The sequence below is a fragment of the Parerythrobacter lacustris genome, assembly GCF_024626475.1.
GTDB classification, from domain to species: domain Bacteria; phylum Pseudomonadota; class Alphaproteobacteria; order Sphingomonadales; family Sphingomonadaceae; genus Parerythrobacter_A; species Parerythrobacter_A lacustris.
In genome coordinates this window covers 1-12,554 of record NZ_JANKHH010000008.1, presented here as the reverse complement: position 1 = coordinate 12,554, position 12,554 = coordinate 1, and the positions used below count along the sequence as shown (strand labels likewise).

At 64.9% G+C, this 12,554-nt stretch carries 10 protein-coding genes; 2 read left to right on the top strand and 8 right to left on the bottom strand.

Annotated elements, in window-relative coordinates; translation table 11 throughout:
• Positions 1–13: 13 nt before the first annotated feature.
• Genes NSO95_RS14595 through NSO95_RS14565 form a run of 7 tightly spaced genes read right to left on the bottom strand, consistent with a single transcriptional unit; the run spans position 14 to position 7,728 of the window.
• Entirely contained in the window at positions 14–610 is a 597-nt protein-coding gene (locus tag NSO95_RS14595) for a 3,4-dihydroxy-2-butanone-4-phosphate synthase (RefSeq protein ID WP_257597068.1), read from the bottom strand.
• A complete protein-coding gene (locus NSO95_RS14590) occupies positions 610–1,185 on the bottom strand; it encodes an NADPH-dependent FMN reductase (protein WP_257597067.1) in 576 nt (191 codons plus the stop codon). Before NSO95_RS14590 ends, NSO95_RS14595 begins: the two co-directional genes overlap by 1 nt.
• The gene (glpD, locus tag NSO95_RS14585) at positions 1,182–2,672 is read right to left on the bottom strand and encodes a glycerol-3-phosphate dehydrogenase (protein ID WP_257597066.1); all 1,491 of its coding nucleotides are present in this window, start codon (positions 2,670–2,672) and stop codon (positions 1,182–1,184) included. The genes NSO95_RS14590 and glpD overlap by 4 nt, the downstream gene beginning before the upstream one ends.
• Positions 2,673–2,682: 10 nt before the next feature.
• The gene (locus NSO95_RS14580) at positions 2,683–3,774 is read right to left on the bottom strand and encodes an LLM class flavin-dependent oxidoreductase (protein WP_257597065.1); all 1,092 of its coding nucleotides are present in this window, start codon (positions 3,772–3,774) and stop codon (positions 2,683–2,685) included.
• Positions 3,774–4,688: an aldo/keto reductase gene (locus NSO95_RS14575; protein WP_257597064.1), complete on the bottom strand. Its 915-nt coding sequence runs from the start codon at positions 4,686–4,688 to the stop codon at positions 3,774–3,776. The genes NSO95_RS14580 and NSO95_RS14575 overlap by 1 nt, the downstream gene beginning before the upstream one ends.
• Positions 4,685–5,695, bottom strand: coding sequence for a LacI family DNA-binding transcriptional regulator (locus tag NSO95_RS14570; RefSeq protein ID WP_257597063.1), 1,011 nt, complete (start codon positions 5,693–5,695; stop codon positions 4,685–4,687). The genes NSO95_RS14575 and NSO95_RS14570 overlap by 4 nt, the downstream gene beginning before the upstream one ends.
• Positions 5,692–7,728, bottom strand: coding sequence for an alpha-glucosidase (locus NSO95_RS14565; RefSeq protein WP_436278047.1), 2,037 nt, complete (start codon positions 7,726–7,728; stop codon positions 5,692–5,694). Before NSO95_RS14565 ends, NSO95_RS14570 begins: the two co-directional genes overlap by 4 nt.
• Positions 7,729–7,873: 145 nt before the next feature.
• On the opposite strand from NSO95_RS14565, the gene NSO95_RS14560 reads away from it, so the two are divergent.
• Together NSO95_RS14560 and NSO95_RS14555 are read left to right on the top strand one after the other, a co-directional pair.
• Entirely contained in the window at positions 7,874–10,216 is a 2,343-nt protein-coding gene (locus NSO95_RS14560; RefSeq protein WP_436278046.1) for a TonB-dependent receptor, read from the top strand.
• Positions 10,217–10,326: 110 nt separating this feature from the next.
• On the top strand, positions 10,327–11,616 hold the full coding sequence (locus NSO95_RS14555) for an MFS transporter (protein ID WP_257597061.1): 1,290 nt from the start codon (positions 10,327–10,329) through the stop codon (positions 11,614–11,616).
• Positions 11,617–11,689: 73 nt separating this feature from the next.
• On the opposite strand, the gene NSO95_RS14550 is transcribed toward NSO95_RS14555, so the two are convergent.
• The gene (locus NSO95_RS14550; protein ID WP_257597189.1) at positions 11,690–12,442 is read right to left on the bottom strand and encodes an efflux RND transporter permease subunit; all 753 of its coding nucleotides are present in this window, start codon (positions 12,440–12,442) and stop codon (positions 11,690–11,692) included.
• Between the last annotated feature and the right edge of the window lie 112 nt (positions 12,443–12,554).

Below are 12,554 nucleotides of genomic sequence, written 5' to 3'. Positions count from 1 at the left end.
CGCCAGTTGCCGCCTAACCTGCCATCGAAGACAGGAGGGAGATGTCGCACACCGCGAGGCCGTGCCCGTCTATGAGGTCGGCGATATCGTCGATCCGCGCCATCTCGCCGTCGTCGCGCATGATCGAGCAGATCACCGCCGCCTCGCCCACACCCGCGCGGCGGCACAGGTCGATCGAGCCTTCGACCGCCGACATCCGTTCTTCCACCCCGCCGCTGCGGGCAATGAGCGGGAAGACGTGGCCTGGCGAGACGAGGTGATCGGCCCGCGCACCTTCAGCCACCGCGACGAGGATGGTGTGCGCCCGGTCGGCGGCGGAAATGCCGGTGGTAACCCCTTCGGCGGCCTCGATTGAATTCCCGAACGGCCGCTCGGTCTGGCGTTCGGAGGTCGGGTTCATCAGCGAGATGCCCAGCCGCATCGCCGCCTCGCTGGTCAGCGTGAGGCAGATGAGCCCGCGTCCATGCGTCGCCATGAAATTGATCTTATCCGGCGTGACCATGCTGGCCGGGGTGCAGAAATCGATATCGCCGCCGCGCAGCCGGTCGCCGGTGAGGACGACGATCTCGCCGCGTTTCAGCGCGTCCAATGTTGGGTCGAGCGAAGACATCAGGCCTTGCCCGCCTGCGCGGCGAACTTGTCCGCCGCCGAAATGACCTGCTCACCGACCAGCTGCAATTGCAGCCGCGCGCGGTCATCCAGGCATTCGCCCTCGGGCGAGAACAGACCGCTATAGGTCCGCACCGTCGCCCCCATCGGGGTTGGCCAGCCGCGAAGCGCGTGGACGATCCCGCGCATCGTCAGCAGCGTGCCCATCGCCGCCTGGTCGCCATAGGCTGTGGCGATCAGGCCCACCGGGCGCTCGTGCAGATAGGGCCGCTCGTCCTTGGCCAGATCCTCGAGATAATCGAGCGCGTTCTTGACCAGGCCCGAGATAGTCCCGTGATAGCCGGGGGCGGCAATGATCAGCCCGTCGGCCCGCCGCACCGCTTCGACCAGTTCCCCGCCGGACTCGATCGAATGGCCCAGTCCGCGATAATGCGGCAGCGCGCCGATATAGTCGGCCCCGAACACCGCGACGTCCGCGCCCGCCTCGACCGATGGTCTGGTGGCATAGCGCAGCGCCATTTCGGTCGTGCTGCCGGGATAGACCGTGCCGCCGATGGCGACGATGCGGAGCGTCATGCCGCAATCCTTTCGTTGAGATAATTTTCGAGCGCCTGCGCCTCGGCGGGAGAGAAGCGAAGGCCCAGCTTGGTCCGTCGCCACAGGATGTCATCGGCGGTTCGGGCCCACTCGTTGGCGACAAGGTGATCGGCCTCACGCGCGGTCAAGCCGTGTCCGAAATCCTCACCGCAATCGCCGAGCGAAGATGCATCCCCGAAGATGGCAAAGACGTCCGAGCCATAGGCGTGGGCCAGCCGCCGGGCCGTTCGCGCATCGAAGAACGGATAGCGTTCGGCAACCATTTCGGCCACCGCCGGGAATCCGGCGAAATGGAACTCGCCGCCGGGCAAGGCCGTGTCGGCGGTCCAGCCGCTGTTCGGCGTCAGCGGCAAACGGGTGGCCAGCCTATCGACCGCCTCCTGCGCGAGGTGGCGGTAGACCGTCAGCTTGCCGCCGAACACATTGAGCAGCGGTGCGCCCTCGCTTTCGTCCGATAGCTCGATCCGGTAGCCACGCGTTGCCGCCTCGGGCTTGCCCGAGCCGTCGTCGATCAGCGGGCGCACCCCGGCATAGCTCCAGACGATGTCCTCGGGCGTTATCTGCTGCTGGAAAAAGCGGTTCGCGCCGTCGCACAGATAGGCGATTTCCTCCGCGCTCGCTGCGACGTGGTCGAGCGGGCCGTGGTGGTCGGCATCGGTGGTGCCGATCAGGGTGAAGTCTTCCTCATAGGGAATCGCGAAGAAGATTCGGCCGTCGGGCAGCTGGAAGAAGTAAGCGAAATCGTGGTCGAACAGCCTTGCGGTCACGATATGCGATCCACGCACCAGCCGCATCTTTCGGCCGTCGGGGATATGCCCGGCCTCCAGCACCTCGAGTACGCCCGGCCCTGCTGCGTTGACCACTGCCCGGGCGCGAAATGTCTCGCCTCCCGCTTCGATGTGCCACTCGCCGCCTTCGCGCCGAAAGCCTGTAACTGCGCAGCGGGTCCGGATATCCGCCCCGCGATTGGCCGCGTCGCGCGCGTTGAGCACCACCAGCCGCGCGTCGTCGGCCCAGCAATCGGAATAGACGAACCCCTTGGTGAATTCGCTCTGCAGCGGCGCACCGGCGGCATGGCGGTCGAGCACCACCGTTTCGGTTGCGCGCAGTTCCTTGCGCCCGCCAATATGGTCGTAGAGGAACAGCCCCGCGCGCAGCAGCCAGCGCGGCCGCAGCCCATGGACATAGGGCAAGACGAAACGCATCGGCCAGATGATGTGCGGAGCGATGGCCCATAGCCGCTCGCGCTCGGATAGCGATTCCCGCACGAGTCCGAACTCGTAATGCTCCAGATACCGCAGCCCGCCATGGATCAGCTTGGACGAGGCGGAGGAGGTCCCCTGCGCCAGATCGCCTGCCTCCAGCAGCAGCACCTTCGCCCCGCGCCCGGCGGCATCGCGGGCAATACCGCAGCCGTTGATGCCGCCGCCGATCACGGCGACGTCGTAGAAGGGGGAGGTGGTCATTCCGGACGTCTCAGAACTGCAGCGGGCCGTGCTCTATATGCGGCAAAACATGGCGGGCGAACAGGTCCGCCTCGGTGGTGTGCGGATAGCCCGAAAGGATGAAGGCCTCGATCCCTTCGGCCTGGTAGGCGCGCAGCTTGGCCAGCACCTGGTCCGGGTTGCCGACGATCGCCGCGCCGCAGCCCGAACGGGCGCGGCCGATACCGGTCCACAGATTGTCTTCCACGAAGCCGTCACCGCCCGCCGCGCCGCGCAATTCGGCCTGCCGCTGGACGCCGTAGTTCTTGGCATCGAGCGACTTTTCGCGGATCGCCTTGCCGGCCTCGTCGTCGAGCTTGGACAGCAGCCGGTCAGCATAGGCGCGGGCCTCTTCCTCGGTCTCGCGCACGATCACATGGGCGCGGTAGCCGAACTTGAGGGTGCGCCCGTATTTCGCGGCCCGTTCCTTCAGGTCGGCGACGTTTTCGCGCACCTTGTCCATGGTGTCGGGCCACATCAGGTAAACGTCGGCCGCTTCCGCCGCGCATTCGCGCGCTTCGTGGCTCAGGCCGCCGAAATAGAACGGCGGGCACTTGCCGCTCAGGGTTGTGATCCGGGCCGGGTCGAGCCTCAGCTGGTAGAACTCGCCGTCGAAGTCGAGATGCTCGCCGTTGAGCAGGGTACGGACGATCTTCATGATCTCGGTCCCGCGTCGGTAGCGCGGGGCACTCTCCATCGCCTGCCCCGGCATGTCGGAAGATATGATGTTGACGTTGAGGCGGCCTGCCGTCTTGTCGGCGTTCCAGCCGAGGATGCGGTCGAGCGTGGCGATGCGGCGCGCGAGTTGCGGCGGCCAGTCTTCGCCCATGCGGGTCGCCCACAGCAGCTTCATCCGGCTGAGGTAAGGTGCGACGGCGGCGGCGAAGATCGTGGTGTCAACGCCGAGCTGATAACCCGAGGGGAGCAGGATATTGTCGAATCCGCCCTCCTCCGCACGCAGCACGATATTGCGGCAATGCTCCCAGCTCGAGGCGAGCTGCGGATCGGGCACGCCGAGGAACTCGTAGTCGTCGTCGCACAGCGCGGAAAACCACGCGACTTCGCATTGTTGTTTGTCGGTCATCAGGGAAGCCTCTCACCACGCGCGGCGACCAGCACCGCGTACCAATCCTGCCGTGTCCAGTGCATGGAGAGCGCCTGCGCACCCTCGGCAATGCGCTCTGCGCTTTGCGAACCGATGATGGGGACGATCCCGGCGGGATGCGCCATCAGCCAGCCATAGGCCGCGACCGAACGGCTGACGTTTTGCTCTGCGGCGATCCGGTCCAGCTCGGCAGCGACAGCCTTGTCCCGTGCGCTTTCCGGCGAGAGCAAGCGCCCACCGCCAAGCGGAGACCATGCCAGCGGGGTAAGGCCCAGCCGCATCGCCTGGTCGAGTTCGCCATTCTCGAAGCAGTCGATCCGCAGCGGACTGATTTCGGGCTGTGTCGCCACCAGCGGGGTAGCGAGGAAGTGAGCCAGAGCTTCGGTCTGCGCCTGGGTGAAGTTCGATACGCCGATGCTGCGGATCTTGCCTGCGGCAACCGCGTCTTCGAGCGTGCGCGCCACCTCTTGCGGGTGGGCGAGGATATCGGGCCGATGGATCTGGTAGAGGTCGATCGTCTCGACCCGCATCCGCCGCAGCGAGGCATCGATCACGCCGGAAAGATACTCTGCCGACTGGTCGTAGGGCAGCGGCGGCATGATCCCGCCCTTGCTCGCCAGCACCATCCGTTCGCGCAACGCGGGTTCCGCCGCCAGCACTTCGCCGAGCAGCGCCTCGGCATCGCCGAAGCCGCCCTCACCGTCGAAACCGTAGATGTCCGCCGTATCGAGCAGGGTGATCCCGGCATCGAGCGCGGCATGGACGAGCCGCGCCGCTTCGCCAGCGGTCCGGCCGTTCTCGGCCAGTCGCCACATTCCCCAGGCGAGCGACGAGATGGCAATGTCGCTGGAGCCGAGGCGGCGCCATTCGGGTGGGGCTGGCAAGGTGCTCATTCGTATCCCTTCGGTGGCGCGACGGAAGCGCGTTCGATCAATTGGTGCGGCAGGCGCTGGTGGTTGATATCGCCGCCCGAAACGAGGATCTCGGTCGCGGTCCGCGCGAGCTCCGCCATCGGCTGGTGGATCGTCGTCAGCGGCGGATAAACGGTGCGCGCGAGCGGGGTGTCGTCGAACCCGACGACCGACAAATCGTGCGGCACGTCGATGTCGCGCTCGTGCGCTACCGCAAGGACGCCCGCTGCCATATCGTCGTTGGAGGCGAAGATCGCGGTTGGCGGATTGGGCAGGTCGAGCAGCTCGCCCCCTGCCCTGATCCCGCTTTCGACATCGAATTCGCCGTCGCGCACCAGCCCCGGTTCGAAGGCGATGCCGGCCCGGTCGAGCGCGCGGCGATAGCCGAACAGGCGCTCGTCGCTCGCCATGTGGTTGGGATGGCCCTTGATGAACCCGATCCGGCGGTGCCCCTTGTTGATCAGCAGGCTGGTCATGTCGTCGGCGGCCTGCGCATCATCCATGAACACCGAACTGGTCAGCGCATGGTTGGTGCCGGGAGAAATGCGGACGAAGGGCGTGTCGAGCGCATCGAGCATCTTCAGCACCGGTGCGCAATCAGTCACCGGGCTCGACAGGATGATCCCGTCGACATGGGTTTCCATCACCAGCCCGCGGACCTGTTCGCCGACATCGGGGTCGTCGATATCGATCGGCTGGGCGATCAGGCGGATGCCCTGCGCTTTGCAGGCATCCCAGCAGCCGGTCTGGATCTGAAACATGTAATAGGGGCTGTGATTGTCGTAGATCAGCGCGACCTGGTTAGACTTTGCGCCCGACAGGATGCGCGCGGCGACGCTGGGGCGGAAATCGAGCTCCTTCATCGCCCGCTCGATCTTTTCGCGGGTTTCGGCGCGGACATAGGGATGCCCGTTGAGCAGCCGGCTGACGGTCTTCACCGCCACCCCGGCGCGCTCGGCCACATCGCGGATATTCGATCGCTCGCTCATTTGCCCAAAACCCCTGCAAGCCCGGCAAACAGCGCCGCATGGGTGCTGCCCGGTCGATAGAACACCGGCGGCGCGCCGATCGGAGCGGCTATGGTGTGCGTTCCCGGCGCGAAGTCCTCAGCTGTCCAGCAATGCCGCCACGGCGCATCGCCGGGAAGCACAATTTCGCGCCGGTCCGCGCCTTCCTCGATCACGGGCGCAACCAGCAACTCCGGTCCGTAGAGATACTGGTCCTGCACTGCAAACAGCTCCGGATGATCGGGATACTCGAGGAACAGCGGGCGCTGGAGCGGGAGGCCGGTCTGCGCTGCTTCGCGGCATAGCGTGCGGACATAAGGCGCGAGGTGCGCGTGGACCCGGCTCCAGCGCGCGAAGCAGGCAAGCAGTCCGGGCGTGCTGTCGTACTGGAGGTTCTCCTCGGGCCGGTTGCCCTCGTGGCTGCGCATCACCGGAGCGAAGGCTGCAAGCTCGCACCAGCGCATCAGCAGTTCCTCAGTCCGGATATGCCCATGGAGCGAGGTGTAGCCACCGCAATCGGCATGGCTGTAGGCATTGCCCACCAGCCCCGCAGAAAGCGCCGCGGTGATGACCGTGCCGATCCCGTCGTGGCGGCTGAAATCGACGCATTGGTCGCCCGCCCAAAGCAGGGGGCAATGCGCCTGCACGCCGGAAAATCCGGCGCGCATTAAAAACAGCGCCTCTCCGGTCTTGCCCCGGCCGGCAACCGCGCGGGCGTTCACCTCGGCCCACTGCACCGGATAGAGGTTGTGCGCCTCCATCGGGTCCGACCCGTCGGCGAGCCGCAGGTCGGTGGGGAGATACTCTCCGAAGTCGGCCATCCATCCGGCAATACCGCGGTCGAGCATCTCGCGCCCGATGATACGCTCGGCAAACCATGCGCGGGTTGCCTCGCGGGTGAAGTCGAGCACGCCGCAGTCGAACTCGCCGAAATCGACCAGGTGCGGTTCGTCGCGACCCGGCGCGAGGCAGAAGTGGCCGCCCGCCGCCGCCTCGGCGAACAGTTCGCCGTCGACCGCCAGATAGGGGTTCACATAGGCGAGGAACCGGATGCCGCGTTGGGCAAACTCGGCGATGCGGGTTTCCAGATCGGGGAAGCGCTCGGCGCTGCGCGCTCCGAGATGCCAGTCCCAGAACAGCCGCCGTCCGAAGCTCGTCTCGCGGATGCCGGCCCAGTCCTCGCACCACAGCCCCGCGATGGCCGCGCCCGCATCGATAAACCGCTCAAGCCGGTCGAAGCTGCTGTCGCCCGACTTGAGGCCGACGATCGCCCCGGCGAGCGCCCATTCGGGCAGTTCGGGCTGGCGACCGAACCGGTCTGAGAGTCGCCCGACCAGCTCCTTCGGCCCATCGGCGGCGAGGAATTCGAAGCGGGCCTCGCCCCGCCACACCTCGACCACGTGGCGCGAAGGATCGGTGAAATCGAGCACCGAATAGGCACTTTCGGCGCAATGCACCGCCAGCCAGTCGGAAGTGAGGAAGGTCGGCTGGGGGTAATTGGTCGTCCAGTAATTGCCCCCGGCCATGCCCTCGGCATCCATCGCCCGGGTCAATTCGGTCGACTTGTCGCGCCCCACCCCCGGCTCGCTGGTCCACATCGGGTAACGGCGGCCCGTCAGGTCGAGATAGCTCATCTGCTCCCCGCCGCCCCAAACCGCGCCGCCAGGCGTCGCGGGCAAGTGCAGCCAGATCCGGTCGTAGCCCGGCTCCAGACAGGTGATCCGCAGGCTGTTTCCCGAGCATGAAAGACGCACCACCGGCCGTCTGGCATCGAGCAATTCGATCTCGTCCCCGGCCCGCCGGAACGCGCCCGGCGCAATCTGCCCCGTGGGTGAATCCTCGATACGGAAGTTGCCCCGCACCATCTCGACCAGCGGCGCGCCCCGGGCAATGACTACCGAAGGACAGGAATCGGTGTGATTGAGCAGGACGCGGGCGCCCATGACGAGTTCGAACCCGTCCTCACGGCACCGGAAGTGCAGATCTACGCCCAAAAGCCCTCTCCTGTGCGGCATTGTTGCATCACATCCCCATGTCGATCAAGAGGCATATGACAGCGCTTGACATAAAAACGCGCGAGTGACATTTTCGAGCCTGAGGATCGTGCATTCAGGGCCCATGCGAGGCACCGGTCACGCCTGTGGGAAGAGGGAGAGCATCATGAAACTACTGCGTAACCGTGCGCTGCGCGCATTGTGCTTGTCGTCCAGCGTGATCGGGATGGGTGCGGCGACTACAGCGCACGCACAAGACGACGCCGCTGGCGAAACCGGAAACGGGGTCGATGTCATCGTCGTCACGGCGCAGAAGGTTTCGGAAAATGTGCAGGATGTTCCGATTTCTATCACCGCAGTCACCGGCGACCGGCTCGAGCAGACCGGTACCACCAGCCTCGAAGGGCTGACGCAGATCGTTCCCTCGGTCACCTTCCGCAAGGGCACCACCAGCGCCAACAGCGCGATCGTGATGCGCGGCGTCGGCACCATCACCTTCTCGATCGCCGCCGAACCCAGCGTCTCGACCGTGGTCGACGGGGTCGTCCTCAGCCGCTCGGGACAGGCCTTCATGGACCTGGTCGATGCCGAGCGGCTCGAAGTCCTGCGCGGCCCGCAAGGCACGCTGTTCGGCAAGAACGCCAGTGCCGGCCTCGTCAGCATCGTCTCCAAGGGCGGAACCGATAGCTTCGAAGCCGACGGGCGGGCCGAATGGTACGAAGGCGATGAATACCGCCTGCGCGGATCGCTCTCCGGCCCGCTGGGGACCGATCTCAGCGCGCGCGTGACCGGCTTCTACGGCAGCTATGACGGCAATATCCGCAACATCGCGACCGGCGACGATGTCAATGGCTATGAACACTACGGTGCGCGCGGCCTGGTCGACTACGACAACGGCCCGGCCCGCCTGCGCTTCATCGCCGACTATTTCCGCGCCGACGACGACTGCTGCGCCGATGTCACCACCGTCAGCCGCGGGGCAATCCTCGATGCCGAACTCGGCCTGCCGGGCGGCGTCGCGCAGGGGCTCGAGCAGCGTTCGGTCAACCACAACCTCGTCACCCAGACGCGGGACAAGCAGTGGAGCCTGACCGCTTCGGGTGATTTCGACGTGTTCGAAAGCCATACGCTGAGCGTGGTCGCCGGCTATCGCGACTGGACCAACCGCGAAATCCGCGAAGGCGACTTCTTGCCCCGCGCAACCACCACCGCAGGCCAGCTGCATGATGACGGTACCGTCGACACGCAGCAGTTCTCGGTCGAAGCGCGGCTCGCCTCGGATCAGGCCGCTCCGTTCTTCTACCAGGTCGGTGCGTTCTACTGGCGGTCGGACAACCAGCAGGCGTTCACCCGCCGCGACATTACCTGCACCACCTCGACCCTGCCAGTCGATCCGGCGACCGGCGCGCGGCCGTGCAATGTCAACGACACAGTCAACACGCTCTTCCCCACCGCGACCTCCGACAGCGACGTCAATTCGAAGAACCTCGCGCTGTTCGGGCAGGCGACCTACCGCTTCAGCGATATGTTCGCGCTGACCGGGGGCTTGCGCTACACCTGGGACGATCTCGACTACGTCCATGTCCGCGCGCCCGGCGTGAATGCGGCCACCGGACTTCCCGCAACCGGCCCGGGCGTCGTTGCCAATCCGGCGGGGGGGCTCATCGCGAACGGCGGGAACGGAACCAACACTTCGGCCGGCAGCAGCAGCAACGGCAACCTTTCAGGCAAGGCGGTGCTGCAGTTCACCCCGTCGGACGACGTGCTGCTCTACGGCAGCTATACGCGGGGTTACAAGGGACCGGCGTTCAACGTGTTCTTCAACCACACCGCGCCGACCAACTCTGTTCCGATCGACGAGGAAACTTCCGACGCGTTCGAAATCGGATTGAAGTCACAATTCCTCGACAACCGTGTCCAGCTCAACGTCTCCGCCTTCTCGGTCGAGTATGACAACTTCCAGGCGAACAATTTCATCCTGATCGGCAATCCGCAGACGCTGATCACCAACCTCACCAACGCCGGGACGGTCAAGAGCGAAGGCTTCGAGATCGACCTGACGGCGGTGCCGACCGACGGGCTGACCTTGCGGGCGAGCGGTGCCTATGCCGATGCCCGGGTGAAGGAGTTCAACCCCAATCCGCTGACCAATGCCCCCGACGCGCGCAACGGCACCCAGCTGCCGCTGGCGCCCAAGTTCGTCTACACTCTGGGGGCGAATTACGAGACCGACCTCGGCGGGTTCAAGCTCTATCTCGACACCGATTTCCGCCATGTCAGCCGGCAATTCTCCGACCTCGGGGAAAGTGGGCCGATCGATCCCTACGGCATCTGGAACGCCTCGCTCGGCTTCTCCGATCCGGACGATCTTTATCGCCTCACCTTCCACGTGCGGAACATCACTGACGAGAGCTACGCGCTGCTCAACGTCAGCAACGGGCAGCGCCTGCAGATCCCGCGCGATGCCGACCGCTTCTTCGGGGTGAGCCTGCGGGCCCGGGTGCGTTGAGGCATCCCCTGACGATCGCATGACACTTGGGGCCGCCGGAGCGATCCGGCGGCCCTTCGTGTTTCGGGCGCTGCTTGCCCGGTTTACCCCCCGTCGATTAGGAAGCCGCGATGGCCGAAAGTTCCCCGCCCCTGTCGAGCCGGTTGCGCTGGTCTCTGTTCACCGTGCTGTGCATCGCCGGGGTGTTCAATGCGATGGACCGCCCGATCATCGCCATTCTCAAGCCCGACATGATGGCGGATTTCGGCTGGAGCGACAGCGATTTCGGCGATTTGGCGGCGGTCACCCAGTTCTCGGCCGCCTTCGCCTTCCTGTTCACCGGCTGGCTGGTCGACCGGCTGGGCGTACACCGCTCGATGCAGCTCGGCGCAACGGCTTGGAGCTTCGCCGCGATGGCGCACGGCTGGGCCATCACCACCTGGCAGGTGGTCGCCGCGCGGGTCGGGCTGGGCGTGACCGAAGCGGTGCAGACGCCCTTGACCATCAAGACCGTCGCCACCCTGTTCGAGCCGGACCGGCGCTCGCTCGCCCTCGGATTCGCGACATTGCTGGCCGGGGCAGGCACGATCGCCATGCCGTTTGTCATCCCCGGCCTTGCGCTTGCTTTCGGCTGGCGCGGGGCGCTGGTGGTGGGCGGGATCGGCGGGCTGATATCGCTGGTGCTGTGGATGGTTCTTGCGCGCGGCGTGAGGTTTGCGATTCCATCGGAAGATGAAATGCGGGCCGACGCCGTATTCGGCGATAGCGCAACCTCCGAAGGCATCGAGCATGATGCCTACGGCAGCATCCTGACCAACCGCCAGACTTGGGGCATCGTCGTCGCCAAGGCGTTGTCGGACATGACCTGGTGGTTCATCAATTTCTGGCTGGCCGATTACTACCGCAAGGAATTCGGGCTGACGACGCTGGAGCTCGCGGTCCCGCTTGCTATCGCCTTCGCCGGCTCCGGGCTGGGCGCGCTGCTGGCGGGCTGGGCCTCGACCTGGCTGCTGGAGCGCGGGTGGAGCGTCAACCGTGTACGCAAGACCGTGATGCTCGTCTCAGCGCTGGTGGTTGCACCGCTACCGCTGGTGCTGCAGCTCGATTCGTTCTGGCCGGTAGCGGTGATGATGGGCGTGGTAATGGCCGGGCACCAGGGCTTTTCGCTCTCGATCTTCTCCACCATCACCGATGTCGTCCCCAATCGTCAGGTCGCCCGGGTAACCGCATTCGGGGCTTTCATGGGCAATATGGGCGGGGTGCTGATCAGCCTCGTTGCTGGCCGCGTACTCGATGCCGGGTTCGGTTTCGTCCCGCTGTTTGTCTTTGCCTCGAGTTCCTACCTGCTGGCACTGGCATGGTTCCACTGGCTGATCCCGGTCATCCGCCGCGATGGGGGCGCGCTGGCGGTGGCGCGGTAAGCTCAAGAACGCATCCCTCCGCTTCGCTTCCATCGCTGCGCAAGATGGATACGCGTGAACGCATCTTCTCGCGTCAGACTTCAACTGCTTCTGCTTCCTCACCTCGGATCACCAAGAGGTACATGGCCGGAATGACAAGACGGCTGAGGAACGTTGAACTGACCAACCCGCCGATAATTACCCAAGCCAAGGGTGAATAGAGTGATGAGCCGCTCAGGGCCAAGGGCATCAGGCCACCGATCGCGGTCAAGCTGGTAAGCAAGATTGGCAAGAAACGGACCTCGCCTGCTTTTTCGATCGCTTCGCGCAAACCCATCCCTTGTTTGCGGAGCTGCGTAGTGAAATCCACAAGCAAGATTGAGTTCTTTATTTCAATCCCGACCAGCGCAACGAAACCAATCAAGGCAAGGAAGGACAATGAGTTTCCTGTCAGGAACAATGCGATAAGCCCGCCCAGTACTCCTAGCGGGATAACACCGGCCACCACCGCCGTTTCCTTGAAGCGCCCGAATTCGAGCACCAAAACGCCGAAGATTCCGAATATGGCGAGCAACACAACTGGGCCCAGACCCGAGAAGCTGCGGGACGCAGCTTCCGCTTCGCCGCCTTGGGAAAAGCGATATCCTTTCGGCAACGCAATCGACTTCAATTTCTCCTGCACCTCTGCATTGAGATCCGATGCGAGCACACCGGGCTCGTTATAGCCTACGACAGTTACTGTGCGCCTCAAGCCGTACCGCGTGATTTCTGGAGGTGTGCTTTTCAATTGTGGATCGGCGATTGCATTCAACGGGACCGAGTTGCCATTCGCTGTTGACACGAAAATCCTTTCGAGTGAATAGCCCCGAGTTTTCTAGACGCCTTCGGTGCTCATGTTTTGCTGCCGTTCGAACTCGACGGGCGACAGCATCCCGTTCCTTACATGCTTTCGTATCGGG